At 66.6% G+C, this 24,226-nt stretch carries 27 protein-coding genes; 11 read left to right on the top strand and 16 right to left on the bottom strand.

Annotated features, from left to right (window positions below):
- Positions 1-8: 8 nt before the first annotated feature.
- Positions 9-971 (bottom strand): hypothetical protein, encoded by a 963-nt coding sequence (locus ACFWCF_RS18800; protein WP_378564388.1) that lies wholly within the window; start codon positions 969-971, stop codon positions 9-11.
- A 24-nt stretch (positions 972-995) separates the two neighbouring features.
- Positions 996-2,165, bottom strand: a complete 1,170-nt coding sequence (locus ACFWCF_RS18795) for an MFS transporter (RefSeq protein WP_378564385.1) — start codon at positions 2,163-2,165, stop codon at positions 996-998.
- 119 nt (positions 2,166-2,284) lie between these two features.
- On the opposite strand from ACFWCF_RS18795, the gene ACFWCF_RS18790 reads away from it, so the two are divergent.
- Positions 2,285-2,782 (top strand): PaaI family thioesterase, encoded by a 498-nt coding sequence (locus ACFWCF_RS18790; protein ID WP_378564382.1) that lies wholly within the window; start codon positions 2,285-2,287, stop codon positions 2,780-2,782.
- A gap of 19 nt (positions 2,783-2,801) precedes the next feature.
- Here ACFWCF_RS18790 and serS read toward each other — a convergent pair whose 3' ends face one another.
- On the bottom strand, positions 2,802-4,064 hold the full coding sequence (serS, locus tag ACFWCF_RS18785; RefSeq protein ID WP_378564379.1) for a serine--tRNA ligase: 1,263 nt from the start codon (positions 4,062-4,064) through the stop codon (positions 2,802-2,804).
- Positions 4,065-4,075: 11 nt separating this feature from the next.
- Positions 4,076-4,468 carry an ankyrin repeat domain-containing protein gene (locus ACFWCF_RS18780; protein WP_378564376.1) on the bottom strand — a complete coding sequence of 131 codons (393 nt, stop codon included), beginning with the start codon at positions 4,466-4,468 and terminating at the stop codon, positions 4,076-4,078.
- Positions 4,469-4,515: 47 nt separating this feature from the next.
- On the opposite strand from ACFWCF_RS18780, the gene ACFWCF_RS18775 reads away from it, so the two are divergent.
- Both ACFWCF_RS18775 and ACFWCF_RS18770 read left to right on the top strand, forming a co-directional pair.
- Positions 4,516-5,565 (top strand): septum formation family protein, encoded by a 1,050-nt coding sequence (locus ACFWCF_RS18775; RefSeq protein WP_378564373.1) that lies wholly within the window; start codon positions 4,516-4,518, stop codon positions 5,563-5,565.
- 12 nt (positions 5,566-5,577) lie between these two features.
- Positions 5,578-5,916, top strand: coding sequence for a metallopeptidase family protein (locus tag ACFWCF_RS18770; protein ID WP_378489362.1), 339 nt, complete (start codon positions 5,578-5,580; stop codon positions 5,914-5,916).
- A 21-nt stretch (positions 5,917-5,937) separates the two neighbouring features.
- Here the strand turns inward: ACFWCF_RS18770 and ACFWCF_RS18765 are convergent, their stop codons facing one another.
- The 9 genes from ACFWCF_RS18765 to ACFWCF_RS18725 all read right to left on the bottom strand — a co-directional run bounded on the left by ACFWCF_RS18765 (position 5,938) and on the right by ACFWCF_RS18725 (position 13,247).
- Positions 5,938-6,099, bottom strand: a complete 162-nt coding sequence (locus ACFWCF_RS18765) for a hypothetical protein (RefSeq protein WP_378489361.1) — start codon at positions 6,097-6,099, stop codon at positions 5,938-5,940.
- A gap of 214 nt (positions 6,100-6,313) precedes the next feature.
- The gene (locus ACFWCF_RS18760) at positions 6,314-6,601 is read right to left on the bottom strand and encodes a putative quinol monooxygenase (protein ID WP_378564541.1); all 288 of its coding nucleotides are present in this window, start codon (positions 6,599-6,601) and stop codon (positions 6,314-6,316) included.
- Between the two features lie 88 nt (positions 6,602-6,689).
- The gene (locus ACFWCF_RS18755) at positions 6,690-7,448 is read right to left on the bottom strand and encodes an SDR family NAD(P)-dependent oxidoreductase (protein ID WP_378489360.1); all 759 of its coding nucleotides are present in this window, start codon (positions 7,446-7,448) and stop codon (positions 6,690-6,692) included.
- Positions 7,449-7,471: 23 nt separating this feature from the next.
- Complete coding sequence (locus ACFWCF_RS18750; RefSeq protein WP_378564369.1) at positions 7,472-8,629, bottom strand: acyl-CoA dehydrogenase family protein; 1,158 nt, start codon at positions 8,627-8,629, stop codon at positions 7,472-7,474.
- Between the two features lie 25 nt (positions 8,630-8,654).
- A complete protein-coding gene (locus ACFWCF_RS18745; RefSeq protein WP_378564366.1) occupies positions 8,655-9,638 on the bottom strand; it encodes an NAD(P)H-dependent flavin oxidoreductase in 984 nt (327 codons plus the stop codon).
- Positions 9,639-9,663: 25 nt separating this feature from the next.
- The gene (locus ACFWCF_RS18740; RefSeq protein WP_378564363.1) at positions 9,664-10,287 is read right to left on the bottom strand and encodes a TetR/AcrR family transcriptional regulator; all 624 of its coding nucleotides are present in this window, start codon (positions 10,285-10,287) and stop codon (positions 9,664-9,666) included.
- Between the two features lie 35 nt (positions 10,288-10,322).
- Complete coding sequence (locus ACFWCF_RS18735) at positions 10,323-11,084, bottom strand: 3-hydroxyacyl-CoA dehydrogenase (protein ID WP_378489356.1); 762 nt, start codon at positions 11,082-11,084, stop codon at positions 10,323-10,325.
- A 28-nt stretch (positions 11,085-11,112) separates the two neighbouring features.
- Positions 11,113-12,306, bottom strand: a complete 1,194-nt coding sequence (locus ACFWCF_RS18730) for a thiolase family protein (RefSeq protein WP_378564360.1) — start codon at positions 12,304-12,306, stop codon at positions 11,113-11,115.
- Between the two features lie 140 nt (positions 12,307-12,446).
- Positions 12,447-13,247 carry a crotonase/enoyl-CoA hydratase family protein gene (locus ACFWCF_RS18725; protein ID WP_378564357.1) on the bottom strand — a complete coding sequence of 267 codons (801 nt, stop codon included), beginning with the start codon at positions 13,245-13,247 and terminating at the stop codon, positions 12,447-12,449.
- A gap of 172 nt (positions 13,248-13,419) precedes the next feature.
- Between ACFWCF_RS18725 and ACFWCF_RS18720 the strand changes: the two genes are divergently transcribed.
- The gene (locus tag ACFWCF_RS18720) at positions 13,420-14,388 is read left to right on the top strand and encodes an NADPH:quinone oxidoreductase family protein (protein ID WP_378564354.1); all 969 of its coding nucleotides are present in this window, start codon (positions 13,420-13,422) and stop codon (positions 14,386-14,388) included.
- 25 nt (positions 14,389-14,413) lie between these two features.
- Positions 14,414-15,208, top strand: coding sequence for an enoyl-CoA hydratase (locus ACFWCF_RS18715; RefSeq protein ID WP_378489352.1), 795 nt, complete (start codon positions 14,414-14,416; stop codon positions 15,206-15,208).
- A gap of 54 nt (positions 15,209-15,262) precedes the next feature.
- Here ACFWCF_RS18715 and ACFWCF_RS18710 read toward each other — a convergent pair whose 3' ends face one another.
- On the bottom strand, positions 15,263-15,907 hold the full coding sequence (locus ACFWCF_RS18710; protein WP_378489351.1) for a TetR/AcrR family transcriptional regulator: 645 nt from the start codon (positions 15,905-15,907) through the stop codon (positions 15,263-15,265).
- Between the two features lie 91 nt (positions 15,908-15,998).
- Positions 15,999-17,012, bottom strand: coding sequence for a LacI family DNA-binding transcriptional regulator (locus ACFWCF_RS18705; protein ID WP_378489350.1), 1,014 nt, complete (start codon positions 17,010-17,012; stop codon positions 15,999-16,001).
- Between the two features lie 106 nt (positions 17,013-17,118).
- Between ACFWCF_RS18705 and ACFWCF_RS18700 the strand changes: the two genes are divergently transcribed.
- Genes ACFWCF_RS18700 through ACFWCF_RS18685 form a run of 4 tightly spaced genes read left to right on the top strand, consistent with a single transcriptional unit; the run spans position 17,119 to position 21,665 of the window.
- Positions 17,119-18,477: an MFS transporter gene (locus tag ACFWCF_RS18700; RefSeq protein WP_378489349.1), complete on the top strand. Its 1,359-nt coding sequence runs from the start codon at positions 17,119-17,121 to the stop codon at positions 18,475-18,477.
- Positions 18,474-18,944 (top strand): type II 3-dehydroquinate dehydratase, encoded by a 471-nt coding sequence (gene aroQ / locus ACFWCF_RS18695; protein ID WP_378564351.1) that lies wholly within the window; start codon positions 18,474-18,476, stop codon positions 18,942-18,944. Before ACFWCF_RS18700 ends, aroQ begins: the two co-directional genes overlap by 4 nt.
- On the top strand, positions 18,931-19,815 hold the full coding sequence (locus tag ACFWCF_RS18690) for a shikimate dehydrogenase (RefSeq protein ID WP_378564348.1): 885 nt from the start codon (positions 18,931-18,933) through the stop codon (positions 19,813-19,815). Before aroQ ends, ACFWCF_RS18690 begins: the two co-directional genes overlap by 14 nt.
- The gene (locus tag ACFWCF_RS18685) at positions 19,815-21,665 is read left to right on the top strand and encodes a bifunctional sugar phosphate isomerase/epimerase/4-hydroxyphenylpyruvate dioxygenase family protein (protein WP_378564345.1); all 1,851 of its coding nucleotides are present in this window, start codon (positions 19,815-19,817) and stop codon (positions 21,663-21,665) included. Before ACFWCF_RS18690 ends, ACFWCF_RS18685 begins: the two co-directional genes overlap by 1 nt.
- 25 nt (positions 21,666-21,690) lie before the next feature.
- Here the strand turns inward: ACFWCF_RS18685 and ACFWCF_RS18680 are convergent, their stop codons facing one another.
- Positions 21,691-22,923, bottom strand: a complete 1,233-nt coding sequence (locus ACFWCF_RS18680; RefSeq protein ID WP_378564342.1) for a CynX/NimT family MFS transporter — start codon at positions 22,921-22,923, stop codon at positions 21,691-21,693.
- 11 nt (positions 22,924-22,934) lie between these two features.
- Between ACFWCF_RS18680 and ACFWCF_RS18675 the strand changes: the two genes are divergently transcribed.
- Entirely contained in the window at positions 22,935-23,600 is a 666-nt protein-coding gene (locus ACFWCF_RS18675; RefSeq protein WP_378564339.1) for a FadR/GntR family transcriptional regulator, read from the top strand.
- Between the two features lie 33 nt (positions 23,601-23,633).
- Positions 23,634-24,116, top strand: coding sequence for an Lrp/AsnC family transcriptional regulator (locus ACFWCF_RS18670; protein ID WP_378564336.1), 483 nt, complete (start codon positions 23,634-23,636; stop codon positions 24,114-24,116).
- Positions 24,117-24,226: the final 110 nt, after the last annotated feature.

Below are 24,226 nucleotides of genomic sequence, written 5' to 3'. Positions count from 1 at the left end.
ATTGCTGATCACACGGTCTGGTCGCTCCGGATCGGCTTGACCGCGGGCCTCGGTGCGAAGACCGGCACGAGCAACAGCACCGCGCCGCCCGCGATCAACGCGAAGGGCCACCACTGACGGTCCGCGGTCGCCACGGTGGGTTCGGCAGCCTGCGCGGCGCCGCCCTTGGGCAGTGCTTCCGTCGCTTCCCGAACGTTGCCCGAGATGCTCTCGACGACGTTGCTGACCGGTCCGACGCCCGCGACGAGCTGACCGGTGCCGTCGGTCAGTTGCCTGCCACCGTCGTCGAGCAGGACCAGGCCGTCGAGCAGCTGCTGGGACCCGTCGGCGGCCTGGGACATACCCGCGACGAACTGCGCGTCCGGGTCGGTGAGTTCGTAGGCGAGCTGCTGCGCTCCGCCGCGCAGCTGCGCGAGCTGGTCCATCGTGTCCGGTCCGAGGCCCTGATTGTTCAGCATGCCGACCAGCTCCCGGATCTCCCCGGACGCCGAGCGCGACACCGGGTCACCGGACAGGTCGAGGGTATCGGCGACGGTCGTCAGCTTCGCGGTGACGCTGCCCTGCATCTCGCCGAATCCGGTGAGCCGGGTGACCACTTCGTCGACACCGCCGCTGACCTGGGATGCCCCGTCACCGAGCAGACCGACACCGCCCTGGAGTTGATCGAGCCCGTCTGCGAGTTGTTCTCCGCCTGCCCTTGCCTGGCCGAGGCCGTCGGCGAGTTGCTTTGCGCCGTCGTCGAGTTGACGGCTGCCGTCGGTGAGCTGGCCGACTCCACCGCCGAGAATCGAGAGGGGAAGGCTGGCCTGCTGCAATGTGCTGCGGGCATCGGAGACGCCCTCACCCCCGGCTTCCTGTTCTGCAACGGTGACGGTGGTGTCGGGTGAATCCAGATAGGCGAAGGTCGATCCGGCGCCCACGAGGGCGAGCCCGGACACGGCGGTGATCATGGTGAGCAGACGTGCACGCATGTGCGTCGACGCTAGAGCGTCCGGCTAAGAGCTTGCTGAGCAGCCCCGGGTAGGCAGCCATCGGCCGGCTACGAGGCCCACGACGAGCAGCGGCAATACCGTCGCGACGACCAGCCCGGACAGTGGAATCCATGTCGAGCCCACCGCGAACCCCGCGAACACACCGACCGACAGGATCTCACTCGTCAGGCCCACGACCGAGGTCACCGTCGCACGGGTGCGGCCCGACATCGTGTCCTGCAACCGGGCCTCGGCGACGACAGCGGTGTTGTGCAGCGCGCCGTATCCGAGCCCGATCGCGACGAACCCGCCGACACCGCCCGCGAGGGCGCCGACTGCGAGGAGCACTGCCCCCGCAATCACCACCGCGCCCATCACCCGACCACTCATCGACGCGGTCCGGCCCGCCGTCGCGGCACCGATCACCTGACCGACCACCGTCAGCGCCACCAGGACCGGCACCTGCTCGATGCTCGCACCACCTTCCCGTGCGAGCAGACCGAAGTACTCGTCGAAGGCAAGGCCTGCGAGCAGAGCGGCAGCGAGGATCACCGCGCGGCGCACCACCTTGTCGGTGCGCACTTCGGTCGTGCCGTCACGCAGTGCCCCGACGTAGCGGGCGAGCAACGTGTCGCGGGTGCCGTCGACCTCGTCGGCATCCATGACCCGGGGCGCGGACGGCAAGGTCAGAACCAGTGCCGCATTCGCGATGGTGATCGCCACGGACAACCATCCGACGAGCGCGTAACCACCGAGTTCGAACAGCGGCGCCGCCGACAGGATCGCGACGAAGACACACACCATCTCGCCGGCGTTCGCATATCCCGTCACGGCCGCGTACCTGCGCTCGGCGCCGAGCGCCGCGAGTTCGTCGTAGAGGAGCGCCTCGAAGGTGCCCGACTTCAGGGATTCACTGACGCCCCACAGCACGAAACCGGTCGCGAAACCCCAGACCGTCGGCCACAGCATCCAGATCGTGAAGGTCGCAGTGAACAGGGCGCCACTGCAAAGCAGCAGACCACGGCGCGACACCGTGTCCGCCCACGCGCCCGATGGAACCTCCGTCACGAACGCGACAACCGACCACAGCACGAACAGCAGCGAAATGCTCCCGGTGCTCAGCCCGCGGTCTTCGAACAGCAGCGCGTAGAGACCGTAGAGCGGCACCAGTTCGCGGGTGGCCGCATAGGCCACCGCCCGGACGGACAGCGAGGTCGAGGGGTCGAATCAACATCGTCGGCGCATGACTACAGCATGGCACTGCAGTTCGCTCGTGTCACGGACGACGTGTACGTCCGATACCGTCGTCAATTGTGAGCGAGGACAACGAACTGCACCGGCAACGCACCTACACGTGGGACGATCCGGCACCGACGTCGGCCGCCAATCGCGACATGAAGGGACTCGAGTTCCTGCGCGGGCTGATGGACGGCAGCATCCCCCATCACCCCACGTCACGGACATTGGGTTTCACCGTCACCGACGCGCGGGAAGGGTTCGTCGAAGTGACGTTGGAGGTGCAGGAGTTCCACGCCAACGCCGTCGGCAGTGTGCACGGCGGGGTGCTCGCCACGCTGTTCGACACGGCGATGGGATTCTCGGTGTCGAGCACGCTCGACGCGGGTGTCGGCTACACGACCCTCGACCTACAGGTGCGCTACCTCCGCGGGGTACAACCCGGCCACATCCTGCGCGTGCAGGGATTCTGCGAGCACGCCGGTCGCCGCACCGCGACCGCACGCGGAGAAGCGCGCGACGAGCAGGGCCGGTTGGTGGCGACCGGCTCCACGAGTTGCCTCATCCTGAGCTGACGTTCGGCAGCACCGGCGGTCAGCCGGTGGGCTCGAGCACCTCACGCCCGACGAACGGCACCAGCGCTGCGGGGACCTTGACGGTGCCGTCGGCCTGCTGGTGGTTCTCGAGCAGCGCCACGAGCCACCGCGTCGTCGCCAACGTCCCGTTGAGGGTCGCGGCGGTCTGCGGCTTGCCGTTCTCGTCGCGGTAGCGGACGCCGAGACGACGCCCCTGGAAAGTGGTGCAGTTCGACGTCGACGTCAGTTCGCGGTACCGCTGCTGCGTCGGCACCCATGCCTCGCAGTCGAACTTGCGGGCGGCCGAAGAACCGAGGTCGCCGCCGGCAACATCGATGACCCGGTACGGAACGTCGATCGCAGCGAGCATCTCGCGTTCCCACGCCAGGAGCCGCTGATGCTCTGCAGTGGCCTCCTCGGGCTTGCAGTAGACGAACATCTCGACCTTGTCGAACTGGTGCACGCGGATGATGCCGCGGGTGTCCTTGCCGTAGCTGCCTGCCTCGCGGCGGAAGCACGACGACCAGCCCGCGTATCGTTTCGGTCCGCCGGACAGGTCGAGGATCTCGCCCGAGTGGTAGCCCGCGAGCGGCACCTCGGACGTGCCGACCAGGTACAGGTCGTCGTCCTCGAGGTGATACACCTCGTCGGCGTGCTGCCCCAGGAAGCCGGTGCCACGCATGATCTCGGGGCGCACCAGCACCGGCGGGATCATCATCGTGAAGCCGTTGGCCGTGGCCTTCTGCGCAGCGAGCTGGAGCAGACCGAGCTGCAGCAGCGCGCCGTAGCCGGTGAGGAAGTAGAAGCGCGCACCGGAGACCTTGGCACCGCGCTCCATGTCGATCAGGCCCAGCGACTCACCGAGGGTGAGGTGATCCTTCGGCTCGAAATCGAACGTGGGCAGCTCACCGACCGTCTCGAGGGTGACGAAATCGTCCTCGCCGCCGGCCGGAGCGCCCTCCTGGACGATGTTGGAGATCGCCATGTGTGCCCGCTCGAGCGCTTCCTGCGCAGCAGACTGCTCGGCCTCGAGTTCCTTGACCTTGGCCGCGAGGTCCTTCGAGCCGTCGAGCAGTGCGGGACGCTCCTCCGGGGACGCCTTGCCGACCTTCTTACCCAGCGCCTTCTGCTCGGCGCGGGCGTTGTCGCCCGCCAGCACAGCGGCGCGGCGGGAAGCATCCGCATCGAGCAGCGCGTCGACGAGACCGGGGTCCTCGCCTCGGGTGCGCTGCGAGGCGCGAACGGTGTCGGGATTCTCGCGGAGAAACTTGAGGTCGATCACGAAGATGAAGCCTACCTTTGCCAGAGCTGCAGGTAGTCCTCGCGCCCGAACATCTGCGCCGCGTCCACCGCGGTGGGATGCCCGCCCAGCGGATCGGCGCCCGCTTCGGTGAGCATGCGCACGACCTCTTCCTCACCCTTGAAGACTGCACCGGCGAGCGGAGTCTGACCGCGGTCGTTCGCGCGATTCACGTCTGCGCCATTGTCGATGAGGACGCGTACGGCCGCAGCGTTCCCGCGGTACGCGGCGAGCATGACGAGGGTGTCGCCCGCACCGTTCGTCAGGTTCGCAGGGACACCTGCCTCGATGTATGTCGCCAAGGTCTCACTATCGCCTGCGCGCGCTGCGTCGAAACAACTCTGGGCGATCTCTTGGATCCGGGGATCGATCTGGTCGTCGGCCATGAACCGACGTTACCCGGACGCGCCCCTCCAGGGCATGATGGGAGGCGATGGCCGAAGACAAGAAGAAGAAGCCGGTACGGCGTCCGCCGTCAGCCGAGCTGACGCGACGCGCGTTGGTGTTCGTGGCCGCGGGCGCGATCCTCGCCGCGATCGCGACGTTCGTCGTCGCGGGCTTCGAGGGGACCGACACCACAGACGGAAACACCAGCGGTGCGTCCCCGTCGACCGGCGCCGTCGCCGGTGATGCGTTCGGTACCTCCACCAGCGGTGACTGCCTGACCTGGACGGCGCTCGATGCGAGCGACCTCGCGAAGGTGGAATGCGAGCAGACGCACCTGTTCGAGGTGGTCGAAGACATCGACCTGAGTGTGTTCCCGGGCTCCGAGTGGGGGCCGGGCTCGCGCTTCCCGTCGGTGCTGCGGTTCACCGAACTCCGCGACGAGATGTGTGCACCTGCCGCGATGGACTACCTCGGCGGCCGCTTCGATCCGCACGGCAAGTTCAGCGTCGGGCTGATCAACCCCGGCGAAGCCGGCTGGGCTGCAGGCGAACGCACGTTGCGCTGCGGACTGCAGTTCTCGTCGACCACCGGCAATCTGCTGCCCATCAACGGCAGGGTCGCCGACCAGGACCAGTCCCGCGCGTGGGACGTCGGCCTGTGCATCGGCATCAACAACGGGGTCCCGGCCGATCCCGTCGAATGCTCGAAGCCGCATGCCTTCGAGGTGGTGGCGACGGTGGACCTGTCCGAGAACTTCCCGGGCGGACTGCCGGGCGTCGAGGATCAGGACGCCTACCTCGAGCGGACCTGCACGGAGCGGGTCAACGAATACCTGGGCAACCCCGACGCGCTGCGGAACAAGACGCTGACCTTGTTCTGGGACAACCTGAACTTCGACAGCTGGCTCGCGGGCAGCCGCAAGGTCAACTGCTCTGTCGGTAAGCAGGTCGAGGGCGGCGGCTTCGCCTCCATCACGGGCAGTGCGAAGGGCGACATCCTCATCGACGGTCAGCCTCCGGTCGCGCCGCCGCCGCAGCCCGACGGCCGGTCGCTGCCCATCCCACTCCCCGGGGCCGCTCCCCTGCCGGGGTCCTGACCGATGGTGGAGATGAGCGACGAACGCTTCGAGGGACTCGTCTCGGATGCGCTCGACGAGATTCCCGCGGCACTCACGCGGGCGATCGACAACGTGGTGGTCCTGGTCGAGCCGCGGCACGAGGACGAACCGGACCTGCTCGGCCTCTACCAGGGAATCGCGCTCACCGAACGCGACAGTCATTACGCCGGGTCGCTACCCGACACGATCACGATCTATCGCGACGCGATCCTCGACATCTGTCACACCGACGACGACGTGGTGCACGAGGTCGCGGTGACCGTCGTGCACGAGATCGCACACTATTTCGGAATCGAAGAGGAGCGCCTCCACCAGCTGGGCTGGGGATAGGCGCTCAGAACTCTTACGGGATCAGACGCGTGCGGGAGTGTTCCGCTCGACCTCTGCGTTCTTCTTGTCGGAAGCCAGAAGGAAGTGGGGGCCAACCGTCGATGCCACGAGCAGCAGCAGGCAGCAGGCGCTGACGACGACCGCGCACGCGACCACGATGATCATGCCGATCAGTTCCAACATGCCCGAATACCTCCACGCTCGACGCAACATCGGAGTGCAGGGATATCGCACTCCACGGAAGTGCAGTGGACACGACACTCCGAGGTTCACCTTAACCGGCCGCCCGGCCCCGGCGAAGACCGGCGTCCCTCTGCGACTCTCCGCAACCATGAAAATGTGGGGTCGAGCCTGCACTCCGGGCTCGACCCCACATTTTCGTTCTTCGACAGGCCGCTCAGAGCCCTGTGTAGTGCGTCAGCTTCGGCGCACCGGCGAGCAGGGGTCCGAGGTCGGTGATCGCGCCGTCGCCCGCGCGGAACTTGCGGTACGCGGTGTCGTGCTCCTGCGACTGCCACTTCTCGACGACGACCCAGCGTGCCTCGTTCTTCTGGTCCACAAGGATCTCGATGCCGACGCAGCCGTCGAACGCACGGGTCTCGTCGAGGACCCGAGTCATGACCCTCTTCGCGTCGTCGAGCGCGTCTGCCTTGAACTCCAGCTCCAGCAGTGCGGTGAGCGCCATGTTCTCCCTTTCGTAGAATGCCATTTTCACGCTCTACATTTCCCGATCGCTCCGGGCCGCGCAATAGGCCGGTCCCGGGGGTGGAGAACTAGAACATGCTGTATCCGCCGTCGATCAGCGTGGTACTTCCGGTCTGGAAACGCGACGCGTCGCTCGCGAGGTACACCGCGATGCCTTCGAAGTCCTCGGGCGTGCCCCAGCGACCGAGCGGCACCCGAGAGATGACGTTGCTGTTGAACACCTCGGATTCCTGCAACTGCCCGGTGAGATCGGTTGCGATCCAGCCGGGAAGGACGCTGTTGACGCGGATACCGAACCGCGCGAACTCGACGGCGCACCCGTTGGCCATGGCCAGCACCGCGGCCTTGGTCGCGCCGTACGCCTGATTGCGGCCGGCGCCCTGGAGCGCGCCCAGGCTCGACGTCACGATCATCGAACCACCGGTGCCTTGTGCGACGAGAACCTTCGACGATTCCCGCAACGTGAAGTACGCACCGTCGAGATTGGTCGCCATCACTTTCCGGTACTGCTCCGTCGACGATTCCGGGAATTTCTGCAGGGGGCCGGTGATACCCGCGTTGACGACGACGATGTCGAGGCCGCCGAGAGCGTCTGCAGCGTCGACGACGCCATCGATCACCGCCTGCTCGTCGGCCACGTCGACCGACCGCGTGATCACCTTCGTGCCGAAGCCGGCGAGTTCGGTTGCCGCGACCTCGAGTTTGTCGGTACTGCGACCCCACAGCGCCACGTCGGCGCCTGCGCGCGCGAGTCCGCGCGCCATGCCGAGCCCGAGACCGGCCGATCCGCCGGTCACCAGGGCCCGCTTACCGGTCAGATCGAACATGCCGCTCCCCATGTATGACCTCGCTACTTGAACTCGGCAGCGATGTCGCGGCCGATGATTTCCTTCATGACCTCCGTCGTGCCACCGTAAATCGTCTGGATCCGCGCGTCCCGGTACGCGCGACCGATCGCGTACTCCATCATGTAGCCGTAGCCGCCGTGCAACTGCACACCCCGGTCGACGACACGCTTCTGAAGTTCGCTGGCCCACCACTTGGCCTTCGATGCATCGACCGCGGTCAGTTCCCCGGCATTGAGCGCGAGAATGCACCGGTCGACATGCGACTCGGTCACCTCGATCTCGGTGAGCATCTCGGCGAGCACGAAACGGGTGTTCTGCAGATCGCCGATCGGCTTGCCGAATGCCTTGCGCTCGAACACGTACTGCTTCGTCCACTCGTACGCCGCGCGCGCAGAGGTGATCGCGCTGACGGCGATGCCGATCCGCTCGAGCGGCAGGTTCTCCATGAGATGGACGAACCCGCGGCCTTCGGTGCCGAGCAGATTCTCGGCGGGCACGCGTGCGTCCTCGAACACCAGCTCTGCGGTGTCCTGCGCGGCGAGGCCGACCTTGTCGAGTTTGCGTCCGCGGCTGAAGCCGGGGGTGTCGCGCTCGACGACGATGAGCGAGAAGCCCTTCGATCCGGCACTCGGATCGGTGCGACACACCACGATCACGAGATCGGAGTGAATACCGTTGGTGATGAACGTCTTCTGGCCGTTGATGACCCAGTCGTCACCGTCGCGCACCGCGGTGGTCTTGACGCCCTGCAGGTCGGAACCGGCGCCCGGCTCGGTCATCGCGATGGCGCCGATGATCTCGCCGGAGGCCATGCGCGGCAGCCAGCGGGCCTTCTGCTCCTCGGTTCCGAGGTGCAGAAGGTACGGGATGGCGATGTCGTCCTGCAGGGCGAGGGTCGCACCGAACGACGTGGTGTTGGTGCGGGCCGTCTCTTCCTGGACGATCTGACGGAACCGGTAGTCGGTGACACCGGATCCACCGAATTCTTCGGGGACTCCGAGGCCCAGGATCCCGGCCTTGCCCGCCGCGAGGTACACGGACCGGTCGATGAGCCGTTCCTCTTCCCATCGTTCGTAGTTCGGTTCGACCTCGCGGGCGCAGAACTCGCGCACCGTTTCCCGGTACGCCTCGTGATCACTCTCGAAATGGGTGCGCTTCATGGGTCCTCCTGGGAGTGGGCGTGTATCAGGCGTTCACGCGGTCGATCAGACCTGCGAGACGCTCCGAGATCAGGGATTCCGCGTCGGCGACGATGCGCGCGACGAGCTCACCTGCGGTGGGGATGTCGTGGATGATGCCCTGGACAGTGCCGACGGTCCAGATTCCGGCCTCCGGGTCGCCGTTCTCGTACACGAGTCGCCCGCGCGCACCGGCGACGAGTTCCTGCACGTCGGGGAACTGCCCACCCCGATCGAGGATCTCGACGACCTCGCGACTGACGGAGTTGCTGGCCACGCGCGCGGTGTTGCGCAGCGTGCGGAAGATCAGTTCGGTGTCGGTTTCCTTCGCCTCGACGATCGCTTCCTTGATCTTCTGGTGGATGGGCGATTCGACGGTGCACATGAAGCGGGTGCCCATGTTGATGCCGTCGGCACCGAGTGCGAGTGCCGCGACGAGGCCGCGGCCGTCACCGAATCCGCCCGAGGCGACCATCGGGATGGTGATCTGCTCTGCTGCCGCGGCGATCAGGACGAGGCCGGGGATGTCGTCTTCACCGGGATGGCCTGCGCATTCGAATCCGTCGATGCTGATGCCGTCGACACCGATGTCCTGCGCCTTGACGGCGTGGCGGACACTGGTGCACTTGTGCAGCACCTTGATTCCGGCGGCGTGGAAGTCCGGCAGGTGCGGCGCGGGGTTGGATCCTGCGGTCTCGACGATCTTGATGCCGGAATCGATGATGACCTGACGGTATTCGTCGTACGGCGGCGGTGTGATCGACGGCAGGATCGTGAGGTTGACACCGAACGGCTGGTCGGTGAGCTCGCGAGTGCGGGCGATCTCCTTCTCGAGATCCTCGGGGGTGGGCTGGGTGAGCGCAGTGATCATGCCGAGTGCACCGGCATTGGCGACAGCGGCGACCAGCTCGGCGCGGCCGACCCACTGCATACCGCCCTGCACGATGGGGTGACGAACTCCGAAGGTTTCGGTGAAAGCGGTGGACAGCACGAAAGATCTCCTCGCGGTGAGACGTTCAGGTGGTGGCGTGGTTGCCCACGATACGCAGGGCGATCACGATGTAGCGGTCGGCGACCTGCGCCGGGGTGAGTGGTCCGTCGAGTTGGTACCAGCGGGCGATGGATTGGAGCATGCCGAGCATGGCCCGGACGGTCTCCTCGGCATCGTCGACGTCGAAGACCCCTGCCTCGACACCGTCACGGACGAGGTCGAGCATGATGAGTTCGAGACGCTTTCGCGTAGCAGCGTAAGTACGGCGGTTTTCGAACGAGACGTGGCGCAGTTCGGAATCCAGCCCGGAACGCATGGCGCGGTACGTCATGTTGAGCACGATCGCCTCGACGGCATTGGAGAATCGGTCCACCGGGTCGGCGCCGCCGTCCCCGACCGAGGCCAGGACACGGTCGATGAGGTCGAGAACGGCGGCGTCGAGCAAGGTGACGAGAACGGCTTCCTTGTTCTCGAAGTGGTAGTACAGCGCAGGCACCGTCACACCGACCCGGCGGGCCAGGTCGCGCACGGTGGTGCCGTGGAAGCCGTTCTCGCTGAAGGCTTCCAATGCATGCTCGAGGATGGGGTCGTGCCGCAACGGTTCGAAAACCCGCCACTGCGTGGACCTCGTCTCGGGTTGCGCAGTCACCGACCCCCTCCTCTCGCGTGTGCGTGCTGCGGTGTCTAGCGCGGTGCCATGCGGATGGCGCCGTCGAGACGGATGACCTCACCGTTGAGCATCGCGTTGGACACGATGTGCGCAGCGAGCGAACCGTATTCGGCGGGATCGCCGAGGCGGGCCGGGTGCGGAACCTGCTGGCCGAGCGAGGCCTGGGCCTCTTCCGGCAGCGAGCCGAGCAGCGGGGTCTTGAACAGGCCCGGAGCGATGGTCACGACACGGATGAGCAGCGAAGCGAGATCACGGGCGATCGGCAGGGTCATGCCGACGACGCCACCCTTCGACGCCGAGTACGCGGCCTGGCCGATCTGGCCGTCGAACGCGGCGACGGAGGCGGTGTTGATGATGACGCCGCGCTCGCCGTCGATCGGCTCGGTCTTCGAAATACGCTCGGCTGCCAGGCGGATCACGTTGAACGTGCCGATCAGGTTGACGTCGATGACCTTCTTGAAGCCGTCGAGCGGGAAGGCGCCCTTCTTGCTGACGGTCTTCATGGCGTTGCCGATGCCGGCGCAGTTCACCGCGACGCGCAGCGGGCCGAGGGACTCGGCGAGGTCCAGTGCCGCCACGACGGCAGCCTCGTCCGTGACGTCGGCGGGCGCGAAACGCGCACGGTCGCCGAGCTCCTTGGCGACGGCCTCACCGTTGGACGACGGGAGGTCGATGATGACGACGGTGGCGCCGTCGGCGATCAGTGCCTTGGTGGTGGCCAGGCCGAGGCCCGAGGCACCGCCGGTGACGACGGCAACGCTGTCGTTGACGATCATGAAATACCCCTTCGAATGGTGTTGTGTATCAGATACGTTCGATGATGGTGGCGTTGGCCATGCCCGCGCCCTCACACATCGTCTGCAGGCCGTAGCGGCCGCCCGTCGACTCGAGATGGTTGACGAGTGTGCTCAGCAGGCGGGTGCCCGACGAGCCGAGTGCGTGGCCGAGCGAGATCGCGCCGCCCCACGGGTTGAGCTTGGCCGGGTCGGCACCGAACTCGTGCGCCCATGCGAGCGGCACGGGCGCGAACGCCTCGTTGACCTCGTATGCGTCGATGTCGTCGATGCTCAGGCCCGACTTGGCGAGGATCTTCTGTGTGGCCGGGATCGGCGCGGTGAGCATGAAGACCGGGTCGTCACCGGCGACGGCGAACGAGTGGAAGCGGGCGCGCGGGGTGAGGCCGAGCTTGTTCGCCAGCTCCTCGCTCATGATCAGCGCTGCGGATGCACCGTCGGTGAGGGGCGAGGAGTTACCGGGGGTGATGACCCACTGCGCCTCGGGGAAACGCGCAGCGTATTCCTCGGTGTAGAACGACGGCTTCAGACCGGAGAGCCCCTCGGGTGTGGTTGCGGCGCGCACGGTCTCGTCGACGGTGTGCTGCACCTGCTCTCCTGCCGCGTTGGTGACCTCGATCGGCACGATCTCCTTGTCGAAGTGGCCTGCGGCGATCGCAGCAGCGGCGCGCTGGTGCGACTGTGCGGAGAACGCATCGAGGGCGTCGCGGTCGAACTTCCACTTGGCGGAGATCAGCTCTGCGGAGATGCCCTGGTTGACCAACCCCTCGGGGTAGCGGGCGCGGATGCTCGGACCGTGGGTGTCCTTGCCCATCGACGAGGTGCCCATCGGGATACGGCTCATCGATTCGACGCCGCATGCGATGACCATGTCGTAGGCACCTGCGATGACGCCCTGTGCCGCGAAGTGCGCGGCCTGCTGGCTGGACCCGCACTGGCGGTCGATGGTGGTGGCGGGAACGGACTCGGGGAATCCGGCCGCGAGCAGCGCGGTACGAGAGATGTTGAGCGACTGCTCGGAGGCCTGGTTCACGCACCCGCCGATGACATCGTCGACCTGCGCGGGGTCGATGCCGTTGCGCTCGACGAGCGAGCGCAGCACGTGCGCGAGCAATTCGACGGGGTGGGTTCCCGAGAGTGCGCCTCCGGGCTTGCCTTTGCCGACCGCGGTGCGGACGACGTCGACGATGACTGCGTTGGTCATGGTGACTCCTGAATTCGAGCGGGATGGCTTGGTACGGCCCGGTGGCGTGGGAATCGTCGCCGCGCCACCGGGCCGAGTTTCGGGGCCGTGCTGTCGGGGCCGAGCTTTCGGGGCCAAGCTTTCGGGTTGCAGCCTCGAAGTCAGCGGCCCTTCCACACGGGCTGCCGCTTCTGCGCGAACGCAGTGGGGCCCTCGATGGCGTCCTCGCTGGTGAAGACGACCTTCAGGGCTTCGACATTGGCGTTCCACGCCGCGTCTTCCCAGTCGGGAAGGTTCGCCGTACGGTAGATCATCGACTTCGATTCGCGGACCGACAGCGGCGCGTTGGCAGCGATCGTCTCGGCGATCTCGAGTGCGACGTCGAGGGCGGTGCCGGCAGGTGCGACGCGATTGACGAGACCGTATTCCTTGCCCTGCGCAGCGGAGATCGGTTCGCCGGTGAGGGCGATCTCGAGGGCGATCTTGCGTGGGATCTGCTGCTGGAGGCGGATCACGCCGCCTGCCGCAGCGAACAGGCCACGCTTGACTTCGGGCAATCCGAGTTTGGCTTCCTCGTCGACCACGGCGAGGTCGCTGGCGAGGACGAGTTCGGTTCCGCCGCCGAGAGCGAAGCCGTTGACGGCCGCGATGGTGGGCTTGCTGATCCAGTGCTGCGCGTATCCGGCGAAGCCCCATTCGGGGTGACCGGCAGCCGAGGTGTCCTCGCCTGAGGCGATGGCCTTGAGGTCGGCGCCCGCGCAGAACGCACGGCCGGAACCGATGATCACGATGACACGGACGTCACCGTCGTTCTCGGCCTGTTCGAGGAAGGCGCCCACTGCGGTCGACAGCGCGCCGTTGACGGCGTTGAGCGCCTTCGGCCGGTTCAGCGTGATGATCGCGACCCCACCGCGTACTTCGTACAGCGCAGCAGCGTCGGTTGCCGTCGTATCGTCGGCCATTTCGTGCCCTCCCAAGTCCGGACCCTCTACTTATCGATCGCTAAAGAACTACCACGGAACGATCGCTCGGTCAATGGCTACGTTCTATCTAGCGCCCGATCAGTTACGCGTGGTAATGATTGCGAGGGCGATCGGCACGAGACCGATGCGTCCCACACACGGCGGGAGAATAATGCAGGCAGCACATCTGACCGAGAACATCGGACCCGACGGCATACACACCGTCGACATCCCCGAACCGACCCCCGGCCCGGACCACGTCGTCGTCGACCTGCACGCAGCAGGCGTCTCGTTCCCCGACCTACTCCAGACCAGCGCCGGCTACCAGGTGGTTCGCCCACTTCCCTGCGTTCTCGGCTCCGAAGGCGCAGGCATCGTCCGCTCCGCACCCGCAGGCAGCGGGTTCACCCCCGGCCAGCGGGTTGCCGTGCTCGCACACGGCGGCGCGTGGCAGCAGACGGTCGCCGTCGACCCCCGGTCGGTGTTCGCGCTCCCCGACCACGTGTCGCTCACAGCAGCGGCCGGTATGCCACTGAACTACCTGACGGCTCACTTCGCCCTCGACGAACGCGCACGTTACCGCCCCGGAGAGACGGTGCTCGTCCACGGCGCCGCAGGCGGTGTCGGCGTCGCGGCGCTCAATGTCGCTGCGGCACTCGGCCTCGAGACGATCGCCGTCGTGAGCACCGACGACAAGGCCGAGGTCGCCGGAGCCAACGGAGCGACCCACGTCATCCGTGTCGACGGATTCAAGGACAGAGTCCTCGAACTCACCGGCGGACGAGGCGTCGACATCGTGCTCGACCCCGTCGGCGGCGACCGGTTCACCGACAGCCTCCGCAGCCTCGCGCCGGGTGGTCGCGCCGTGGTACTCGGCTTCACCGGCGGCGAGATCCCGATCGTGAAGGTCAACCGCCTTCTGCTCAAAAATATCTCGGTGGTCGGCGCGGGCTGGGGCGAACACATCCGAATGCTTCCCGAGTACCCCGCGGAGCAGTGGAACACGCTCGAACCCCTGCTGCGGTCGGGCGCCCTACGGGTCCCCGAACCCACCGTCTACCCCCTGACCGAGGCCGCAGACGCGCTGAACTCACTCGCAACCCGTTCCGCCACAGGAAAAGTCGCACTCTCACTTCGATAGCGACACCGAACCCGAAGGACACCGCATGACCGAGAACCCCACCAACGATCTGCCCGGCGTCGACGTCGAGGTCACCGACGGCATCCTGCGCGTGACGATCAACCGTCCCGCGCGCATGAACGCCGTTCAGGCGGTTACGCTCACCGCCATCGGCGACGCTTTCGAGAAGTACGCGGACGACGACTCCATCCGCGTCGCCGTTCTCACCGGTACCGGACGGGCCTTCTGTTCGGGCGCCGATATTGCCGGCCGCGATCTGTCGGTACCGCCGAGCAGCGAGACCATCGATGCCGGAAACCGGGTGGCCGCACTGCTCCGCACCTTCCCCCGACCCGTCATCGGCGCTGTGAACGGTGCCGCAGCCGGGATCGGTGTGTCGCTGGCACTTTCGTGCGATCTCACCGTCGCGAAGGAGTCCACGTACTTCCTTCTCGCGTTCACCAAGATCGGCCTGATGCCCGACGGCGGCGCCACCGCCCTGGTCGCCGCGTCGGTCGGACGCGCCCGCGCCCTGAAGCTGGCGCTGCTCGCCGAGCGTCTCCCGGCTCCCGAGGCGCTCGCGGCAGGGTTGATCGCCGAGACCTACCCGGACGACGAATTCGACACAAAGGTCGAGGAACTCGCGAAGCGACTCGCGGACGGCCCGACTCCCGCCTTCGCGTCCACCAAGCATGCGATCAACGACGCGACGCTCACCGAACTCGACAATGCCTTCACCCGCGAGTGGGACGGGCAGATGAAGCTGCTCGCCGGGCCGGACTTCAAGGAAGGGGTCAGCGCTTTTCAGGAGAAGCGGCCCGCGAACTTCCGCGCGAACTGATCACGCAACCGGTCGGGGCACGTCACCTGCAGGGCGCTGTCCGTGCAGGCACTGTCACGCAGGAGGATGGGCCCCGACCGTCTTGAGCGCGATCGCCACGTACTTCTTCGCGACCTCCGGCGGGCTGAGCGTTCCCTCCGCGTGGTACCAGCGGGGAATCGACTGGCACATCCCGAGCAGAGCACGCGTGGTCTCGGCGGAATCGTCGACGTCGAACGCTCCCGAGGCGGTGCCTTCTTCGACGATCTGCCGCACGATCTGCTCGATTCCCTTACGTACCGCACGGTAACGCTGGCGGTTCTCGGGGCTCAGGTACCGCGCCTCACCTTCGAGCGCCGCGAGTCGCGCGCGCATCGTCATCCGCAGCACGATCGCTTCGATGACATTCGACAGGCGCTGCACGGGATCGGTGCCGCCGTCGGCGTCGGCCGCGTGCGAGCGTGAGAGCACATCGCTCGTCGACAGCTCGAGCAAGGCGATGAGCAGGCCTTCTTTGTTCTCGTGGTGGTAGTAGAGCGCGGGCACCGTGACCCCGACCCGCCGCGCGATCTCACGCACGGACGTGCCGTGGAAGCCTGTTTCGTAGAACGCGTCGAGACTCGCCGACAGGATCGGGGTGAGCTCCATCGGTTCGAGGGTGCGCCAGTCCGGAGCAACGGCCTCTGCCGCGGCGACTGTGTCGTCGGTCGAACTCCCCATGAACTCATCCAACCTATCGATCGCTATACCCGGACGGCTCGAGGATACCTGTGCAGGTACCCGGATAGACCGGACCGTCGCTGTCGGCACTTCAGCCGGCATGGCCGGTCGATTCGCGCACCACGAGCTGGGTGGGCAACACGAGCGACCCCGGTTCGGCGACCCGCTCGTAGGCGAGACGACCCAGCATCTCGATCGCCTGCGCTCCGGCGTCCTCGGTGCGCTCCGCGAGCGTGGTCAGGGAGGGCGTGCAGATCGCCGACCCGAACATGTCGTCGAACCCGACGACGCTCATCTGCTCCGGCACCGAGATTCCCCGTTCCCGCAATCTCCGCAGGACACCGATCGCGAGCATGTCGTTGTGGCAGACGACTGCGGTGGCGCCCGCGGCGACGGCGGCATCTGCCGCCGCCGGTCCGCTCCCCAAAGTTGGTGAGTACGGCCCGAATCGACGAACCTGTATGTCGTGCAGTTCAGCCGCGGCCTGCAAACCTGCCCAGCGTCGCGCACCCGACCACGATTCCGGCGGTCCGCCGAGTACAAGGAGCGCCCGGTGACCGAGTGAGGCGAGGTGGTCGACGATCTGGCGAGTACCCGAGTCGTAGTCGGCGACGACGCACGAGACGCCACGGGTCGCACGGTTGACCAGCGTGACCGCATTCAGTTCGGCCACCGAGCGCAGGTCGTCGTCGGGTAACCGTGACGCGCTGAGGACGAAGCCGTCGACGGCCGGGCCGAGCCGCGACACCAGCTGCCGTTCCGTTGCGGCACTCTCCTTGGTGTTGCCGAGAACGAGCGTGCGGCCCGCCGCGGCGGCAGCGCGTTCCGCACCGTTGATGATGCCCGCGAAATACGGGTTCGTGATGTCGGGAACCAGCAGAGCGAAGGTGTTGGTGCGTCCCGACTCGAGTGCCCGCGCCATCGGGTTCGGGGTGTACCCGAGTTCGGTGGCGATCCCGAGGACGTGTTCGCGGGTGGTGATGTTGACCCGGTCCGGATTGGTGAACGAACGGGACACGGTGGATGTGGCCACGCCTGCGGCACGTGCGACGTCGGTGAGGGTCGCTCGTTTACGGGGCGGCACACGCTGGTGTTCAGGGGGCATGAAGACCAGTATGGCAAAAAATGGCAAGCGATTGCCGTGTGATGCCCGCCACCCCTACCGTCGAGAACACCGACAATCGATGTAGCAATCCCGAAGGGGCTATCCCATGACAGAAACGACCACCGTGCAGCGCACGCCGCGCAAGGCGGCGTTGGCAGCGTGGAGTGGCAGTGCGCTCGAGTACTACGACCTCGCGATCTATGGCACCGCCGCCGCACTCGTCTTTCCCACCATCTTCTTCCCCGAAGGCAACCAGGCCGTCGCCACCGTCGCGTCCCTCGCCACCTTCGGTGTTGCATACGTCGCCCGGCCGTTCGGCTCGTTCCTGATGGGCCACATCGGCGACCGCTTCGGCCGCAAGCAGATCCTCATCGGCACCCTTCTGCTGATGGGCGTCTCGACGTTCCTCATCGGCTGCCTGCCCACCTACGACCAGGTCGGCATGCTCGCACCGATCCTGCTGGTCACGCTCCGACTGCTCCAAGGCCTCTCGGCCGCAGGCGAACAGGCAGGCGCCAACTCGATGTCGTTCGAGCATGCCCCCGACGACCGGCGCGGATTCTTCACCAGCTGGACGCTCAGCGGCACCCAGGGCGGCCAGGTATTGGCGCCGCTGGTGTTCCTGCCCATCATCGCCCTGCTGTCGGAAGAACAGCTGCACGCATGGGGCTGGCGTATCCCCTTCTGGATCAGCGCTCTGCTCTTGGTCGTCGGGTTCATCATCCGCCGCACCCTCGACGAAACCCCCGAGTTCCACTCCGAGAAGAAGCACGCCGAGGTGCCGCCCGCTCCCCTGGCACTGCTGTTCCGGCACCACTGGCGCGGAGTGCTGCGCGTCTTCTTCGCCTCGTTCATCGCGATGGTCAACACCGTGTTCCAGGTCTTCGCCCTGAACTTCGCGACCTCCGACGAATACGGCATCGGAATCAGCTCGACCACCATGCTGTGGCTCGCGATCGTCGCGAACGTCATCGCGGTGGGCACGATCCCGGTCTGGGCCTCACTGTCCGACCGGGTCGGCCGCAAACCCGTATTCGTCTCCGGGCTCATCGGCACCGCGGTGATGGCCACCGTGTTCCTGTGGTCGATCTCCCTCGGCAATGTCACCCTCGTGCTGATCACCGGCATCCTGCTCGCCGGAATCATCTACAGCATGCCCAACGCGGTGTGGCCCGCCACCTACGCCGAGTACTTCCCCACCAGCGTCCGGCTCTCCGGAATGGCGATCGGCACTCAGTTCGGGTTCGCGCTCGCCGGATTCACTCCCGCCATCGCAGGCGCACTGATGGGCGGCGACGCCGACAACTGGTACCGCGTGGCCCTGTTCGCACTGGGCGCCGTCGTCATCTCGCTGATCGCGGTCCTGTCCGGCCCGAAGGCCACCCACACGGTACTCACTCGCGATCTCGGACAGCGACCCACCGCCGACGCGGGCACCCGCATCCCGGCCGGAGTCGCGGGATGACCGGCCGGCCCATCCTCGCAGTGCTGGGCGGGCCCAACCTCAATCTGCTGGGACAACGCGAACCCGCGCTCTACGGCACCGCGACCCTCACAGATCTGGAAGCACTCTGCACCCGGGTCGCCGACGAACTCGGCTACGACATCGACTTCCGGCAGTCCAATCACGAGGGCGACCTGGTCGACTTCGTCCACGAAATCCGCGACACGGCCTCCGGACTCGTGGTCAATGCCGCGGCCTACACCCACACATCGATCGCACTACACGATGCGCTGGTCACTGTGGCCGCGCCGGTCATCGAAGTCCATCTGACCAATGTCCATGCGCGAGAGGAATTCCGGCACGTGTCCTACGTCGCTCCTATCGCAGCGGCTGTCGTCGCCGGATTCGGTGCCGCCGGCTACGACTTCGCCCTCCGCCACCTCGCCTCGCTCGACACCCACCGGGAGATCCACCGTGTCCACCCGTAACACCGTGTCCACCAGTAACCCCGACCGCACCTCGTTCCTCCTCGGACTCGTGGGCGCCGGAATCGGCGGATCGCTCACCCCCGCCATGCAGGAACGAGAAGGACTCGAATCCGGTTTCAACCTGACCTACCGCCTGATCGACGCCGAGAAGATCGGATTCGGCGCCGCCGATCTTCCCGAAATCCTCTCCTGGGCACAGCGCCTGGGTTTCGACGGGCTCAATATCACTCATCCGTTCAAGCAGCACATCCTCCCGCTCCTGGACGAACTCTCCGACGATGCCCATGATCTCGGCGCCGTCAACACCGTCGTCTTCCGCGACGGCAAGGCACTCGGCAGGAACACCGATTGGTCCGGCTGGGGGCGCGCATTCCGCCGCAGGCTGCCCAACGCCGTCACCGATCGAGCAGTTCTCGTGGGTGCAGGCGGCGCCGGTGCTGCCGTCGGCTACGCACTCCTCGACCACGGCGCCGCGCATGTGTCGATCATCGACACCGATACGCAGAAGGCCCAGGAGTGCGCGACCCGCCTGGCCAAGCGGTTCGGTGACGACCGGGTCTGCGCAACCGGCGACCTCGCCGGGGCACTCGGCGACGCACAGGGACTCGTCAACGCGACGCCGATCGGCATGACCGGCCACACCGGGCTCCCCGTCCCAGCCGACCTCGTACGCGACGACCTGTGGGTGTCCGACGTCGTGTACTTCCCACTCGAAACCGAACTCGTCCGGCTCGCGCGGTCACGCGGCTGCCGCGTCGTCCCCGGCGGCGGCATGGCAGTGTTCCAGGCGGTCGGAGCCTTCGAATACTTCACCGGCCGCACACCGGACGCCGAGCGGATGGTGCGTCATTTCGAGGAGCTGAGCCGCTGATGCACAGCAGTCGAATCCGAAAGGGCAGTCGAATCCGAAAGGGCATCGCAACCGTTTCGCTGTCCGGAGTCCTCGACGACAAGCTCGATGCCATCGCCGCCGCGGGCTTCGACGGCATCGAAATCTTCGACAACGACCTCGTCGCCTCACCGCTCTCACCACGCGAGGTGGCTAGACGCTGCGCAGATCTCGGACTGTCGATAGACCTGTTCCAGCCGGTACGCGACATCGAAGGCGTTGCCCCCGAGTGCTTCCCTGCGGTCTTGCATCGCGTGCGGCGCAAGCTGGAAGTGATGACCGAGCTCGGGGCAACCGTGTTCCTCGCCTGCTCCAACGCGCTGCCCGACGCCGTCGGCGACGTCGATCTGTCGGCCGAACAGCTGCACGCCGTCGGAGAACTCGCCGCGTCCTTCGGCGTCACCGTCGCCTTCGAGGCGCTGGCATGGGGCAGGCACATCAATCGGGTCGGGCAGGCATGGACGGCGGTCGAACGTGCCGGCCACCCGGCGATCACACTGGCTGTCGACACGTTCCACATGCTGGCAAGGGGTGACGACGCTGCAGCGCTCACCGGCATCCCCGGCGACCGGATCGGATTCCTGCAGGTTGCGGATGCGCCTGTGCTCGACATGAACGTGCTCGAATGGAGCAGGCATTTCCGGTGCTTCCCGGGACAGGGCACCCTCGATGTCGCCGGCGTCGTCGCCGCGGTCCTCGAATCCGGGTACACCGGCCCGGTGTCACTGGAGATCTTCAGTGATGTCGTTCGTGAGGCAGACCCGTTCGTGACCGCGCGCGACGGCATGCGGTCGCTCGTCTTCCTCGAAGATCAGCTCGGTGCCCGCCTGTCCGGCGCGGTCCGTGAGAAGCTCACCGCCGCTCAGCCCGCGCCGCAGCGCACCGATGTCGCCTTCGTCGAACTCGCAGCGCCCGCCGGTTCCGCCTATGCCGAACTGCTGACGGGTCTCGGCTTTCACATCGAGGGACGGCATCGCAGCAAGCCGGTGGTCCGATGGCGCAACGGCGGCGCAGACGTGGTGCTCAACGAACAACCCGCGGCCGGACCGGCCGCCACCGCACTGGGGCTCGTCGCACCTCCGGTGTCGGATGTCGCCGAGCGCGCCGCCGCCCTGCTGTGGCCTGCGGTCGACCGCACCCGCGGTGCAGGCGAAGCCGATCTGCCCGGCATCACGTCGCCGTCCGGGTTGCACGTGTTCGTCAGTTCGGAACCCGGAGACGCCGACGATTGGCGCACCGATTTCGTCCCGTCGACCGAGGCTGCGCCGGAGCACGGCTGGCTGGGCCTCGACCACCTCGACGTGACCGTCCCCGCCGATGTACTCAATCAGGAATTGTCCTTCTTCCGAACCCTGTTCGGGCTCGAGCCGGAGGCTCCCGAGGAGTACATCCAGCCGCACGGGCGGCTGCGGATCCGCGCGCTCCGAGCGAAGAAGGGAGACCTGCGGGTCGCCCTCAACGTTTCGGAGACCGGAGCGGACGTTCCGCAGCGGCACGGTATCCCGCAGCAGCACGGTATCTCGCAGCTGGCGTTTGCAACGGCCGATGTGGTCGCCGAGGTGAGGCGCGCCCGCGCGAACAGTGTCGAATTCCTGCGGCCGCCGGAGAACTATTACGTCGACCTCGACGCACGGTTCGTCCTCGACACCGCGCTACTCGCCACGTTGCGCGAGCACGGTCTGCTGTACGACCGGGTCGGCGACGGCGAGCTGCTGCACGCCTACACGCTTCCGGTGCAGGGTGGATTCCAGGTCGAACTACTCGAACGACGCGGTGGTTACGACGGATACGGAGCGTCGAACACGCACGTCCGGTTGGCCGCACCCCGGTAACTCACGGTCAGGCGGTAACTCACTGTCAGCGGGGCGAGAGGTCTTCCTCGCGCGCTTTTTGCCAGCTGTCCTCGAGCACACGCGGCTTACAGGCCTGGTAGCCGCCGGTCACCAGTACGACAACCGCGACGATCAGGAGAGCGAACGACGCCGTCCACCCCGTCGTGGCGTCGTGCAGGATGCCGAACAGTAGCGGGCCGAGGCATGCGACGGCATAGCCCACGCCCTGCGTGAATCCCGACAGCGCGGAGGATCCCGCCTGCGTGCGGGTACGGAGGTTGATCAGGGTCAGCGCCATCGGGAAGGTGCTGGGCCCGAGGCCGAGCAGCACGATCCACAGGATGGGCACGCTCATGGGCGCCAGCCACAGCCCTGCGAATCCGACGAGCATGCAGGCCGCACACGCCAGCACAACGGGAAACGGGTTGTACATCCGAGCGCACAGCGTCGGGCCGCCGAATGCACCGACGAGCCCCATCAGCGAGAACAACCCGACCATGGCACCACCGAAAGCGGGGCTCGCGCCCGCGTCGCCGAGGATGTCGGGAATCCACGTGAACATCGAGTAGGTGACCAGTGAGGTCATGCCGAACATTCCGGCCATCCCCCATCCCACCGGCGAACGCCAGACCTGGCCGTGTGTCTGGGGGGTGACCGACGATCGATCTTCCTGTGCGGCGGCCCCGCGGCGTCGGAGCAGGACGACGATCCAGGGCAGTGCCGCAGCGAATCCCATGGCCGCCCAGACACCGAGCGACACGCGCCAGCCGTACGCGTCGGAAAGCGGCACCGCGACGAATGCGGGTGCGATGGTGCCGAGTTGGACGCCGACGATATACACCGAACTCACCACGGCCAGACGATCCGAGAAATACCGCTTCACCAGTGGCGGGATGACCACGTTGCCGATACCCATTCCGCCCAGCGCGAGCGCCGACAATGCGAGCAGGACCCACGTGTCGGACACGAGGGCACGCGTCGCCATGCCGACACCGGCCATGAGCATTGCGACCAGCGCCGTCGCTTCGAGACCCCACCGTCGTGCGAGGAACGGGGTAGCGAATCCGAAGAGCGCGAACATCGCGGTCGGCATCATCCCGAACACGCCGACGAGAGTGGACGAGAAGCCCAGTTCGTCGCTGATCGCGGAGGCCAGCGGGCTGAACGAGGTGACAGCGAGCCGGAGCACGAGTGCGGACATGACGATGGCACAGAAGACGAGCAGACGGCCGCGTAGAAGACTCACTCGACAAATCATAGGATGATGGGATGACATTCGGAGAACCCGTTCGCCGCTCCAGCCTGATCTCGCAGGTCACCGAACATCTGCGCAGCGAAATCTGCAGCGGACGCTGGGCCGTCGGGGAGCGCATTCCCACCGAACCCGAACTGTGTGCACTCACCGGAACGGGCCGCAACACCGTCCGCGAAGCAGTGCAGTCACTCGTACACACCGGCCTTCTCGAACGCCGCCAGGGTTCCGGCACGTACGTCGTCGCGACCTCCGACATCGGCGGCACCCTCGGCAAGTACTTCGCGACCGCACACGAACGTGACGTGCTCGAACTGCGGCAGACCCTCGACGTCACCGCCGCCGTTCTCGCCGCGCGCAGACGCACCTCCGACGACGTCGCGCGGCTCGAGAAGCTGCTGGCCGAACGCAACGCCCGATTCGCCGACTCCGACACCGATGCCGCTGTCGAAGCAGACATCACGCTCCACCGCGCCATTGTCGAGGCCAGCCACAACGCCGTGTACCTCGAGTTCTACGACTCCCTGTTGCCGTCGATCCGGCAGACCGTGGACCGGCATGTCCACGCGACCGGAGCAGGCTTCCACGACGAGCACACCGCATTGGTCACCGCTGTGATCGAGGGCGACGAGACCTCCGCGACCACAGCTGCACGGGCCCTTTTCGCCGAAGTGATGAAATGAGGAGTCCATCCGCGTCCACTGGAGGCTGACAGAATGCCGAGCAAAACCGTCGTCGATCCGATCGACGCAAAGATCCTGACTGCGCTCACCGCGGAACCTCGGGCCACTGTCATCGCCCTGGCCGACGCAACCGGGCTGTCTCGAAATACCGTCCAGGCCCGCCTGAGCAAGCTCGAACAGCGGGGCGTTCTTCATTCGTTCGAACGCCGCATCGATCCCTCCGCGCTCGGTTACCCGCTGACCGCCTATATCCTCACCAACGTCGCCCAGCGCAAACTCTCGCAGATCGCAGCGGCGCTCGACGGGGTTCCCGAGGTCGTCGAGGTACACGGACTCAGCGGTGTCACAGACCTTCTCGTCCATGTCGTCGCTCGCGATGCCGACGATCTCTACCGCATCGCCGGGCGCATTCTCGACATCGACGGCGTCGAACAGACCACCACATCGCTCGTGATGCGACAATTGCTCGACTACCGGCTGACTCCCCTCTTGGCGCAGATCACCAAACGCCCCTGAGCCAGGGCCGGATTGGCATTGTGCTCACGCCGATCACACCTTCCGCCCTCCTCGCGTGCAGAATGCTGAACTCCTGCCGTGCGGATTGCCGGACACCCGAACCGATGTTT

This window comes from Rhodococcus sp. NPDC060090 (assembly GCF_042729855.1).
Lineage (GTDB): Bacteria > Actinomycetota > Actinomycetes > Mycobacteriales > Mycobacteriaceae > Rhodococcus.
Note: the sequence above shows the minus strand (reverse complement) of the source record. Positions and strands in the feature narration are given on the sequence as shown.

Bases quoted from the DNA above. Each gene is read 5' to 3' on its own strand.
- ACFWCF_RS18800 (WP_378564388.1), bottom strand. From the start codon at position 971: ATGCGTGCACGTCTGCTCACCATGATCACCGCCGTGTCCGGGCTCGCC.
- ACFWCF_RS18780 (WP_378564376.1), bottom strand. From the start codon at position 4,468: ATGGCCGACGACCAGATCGATCCCCGGATCCAAGAGATCGCCCAGAGT.
- ACFWCF_RS18775 (WP_378564373.1), top strand. From the start codon at position 4,516: ATGGCCGAAGACAAGAAGAAGAAGCCGGTACGGCGTCCGCCGTCAGCC.
- ACFWCF_RS18770 (WP_378489362.1), top strand. From the start codon at position 5,578: ATGAGCGACGAACGCTTCGAGGGACTCGTCTCGGATGCGCTCGACGAG.
- ACFWCF_RS18765 (WP_378489361.1), bottom strand. From the start codon at position 6,099: ATGTTGGAACTGATCGGCATGATCATCGTGGTCGCGTGCGCGGTCGTC.
- ACFWCF_RS18760 (WP_378564541.1), bottom strand. From the start codon at position 6,601: ATGGCGCTCACCGCACTGCTGGAGCTGGAGTTCAAGGCAGACGCGCTC.
- ACFWCF_RS18755 (WP_378489360.1), bottom strand. From the start codon at position 7,448: ATGTTCGATCTGACCGGTAAGCGGGCCCTGGTGACCGGCGGATCGGCC.
- ACFWCF_RS18750 (WP_378564369.1), bottom strand. From the start codon at position 8,629: ATGAAGCGCACCCATTTCGAGAGTGATCACGAGGCGTACCGGGAAACG.
- ACFWCF_RS18735 (WP_378489356.1), bottom strand. From the start codon at position 11,084: ATGATCGTCAACGACAGCGTTGCCGTCGTCACCGGCGGTGCCTCGGGC.
- ACFWCF_RS18730 (WP_378564360.1), bottom strand. From the start codon at position 12,306: ATGACCAACGCAGTCATCGTCGACGTCGTCCGCACCGCGGTCGGCAAA.
- ACFWCF_RS18725 (WP_378564357.1), bottom strand. From the start codon at position 13,247: ATGGCCGACGATACGACGGCAACCGACGCTGCTGCGCTGTACGAAGTA.
- ACFWCF_RS18720 (WP_378564354.1), top strand. From the start codon at position 13,420: ATGCAGGCAGCACATCTGACCGAGAACATCGGACCCGACGGCATACAC.
- ACFWCF_RS18715 (WP_378489352.1), top strand. From the start codon at position 14,414: ATGACCGAGAACCCCACCAACGATCTGCCCGGCGTCGACGTCGAGGTC.
- ACFWCF_RS18710 (WP_378489351.1), bottom strand. From the start codon at position 15,907: ATGGGGAGTTCGACCGACGACACAGTCGCCGCGGCAGAGGCCGTTGCT.
- ACFWCF_RS18705 (WP_378489350.1), bottom strand. From the start codon at position 17,012: ATGCCCCCTGAACACCAGCGTGTGCCGCCCCGTAAACGAGCGACCCTC.
- ACFWCF_RS18700 (WP_378489349.1), top strand. From the start codon at position 17,119: ATGACAGAAACGACCACCGTGCAGCGCACGCCGCGCAAGGCGGCGTTG.
- aroQ (WP_378564351.1), top strand. From the start codon at position 18,474: ATGACCGGCCGGCCCATCCTCGCAGTGCTGGGCGGGCCCAACCTCAAT.
- ACFWCF_RS18685 (WP_378564345.1), top strand. From the start codon at position 19,815: ATGCACAGCAGTCGAATCCGAAAGGGCAGTCGAATCCGAAAGGGCATC.
- ACFWCF_RS18680 (WP_378564342.1), bottom strand. From the start codon at position 22,923: ATGATTTGTCGAGTGAGTCTTCTACGCGGCCGTCTGCTCGTCTTCTGT.
- ACFWCF_RS18675 (WP_378564339.1), top strand. From the start codon at position 22,935: ATGACATTCGGAGAACCCGTTCGCCGCTCCAGCCTGATCTCGCAGGTC.
- ACFWCF_RS18670 (WP_378564336.1), top strand. From the start codon at position 23,634: ATGCCGAGCAAAACCGTCGTCGATCCGATCGACGCAAAGATCCTGACT.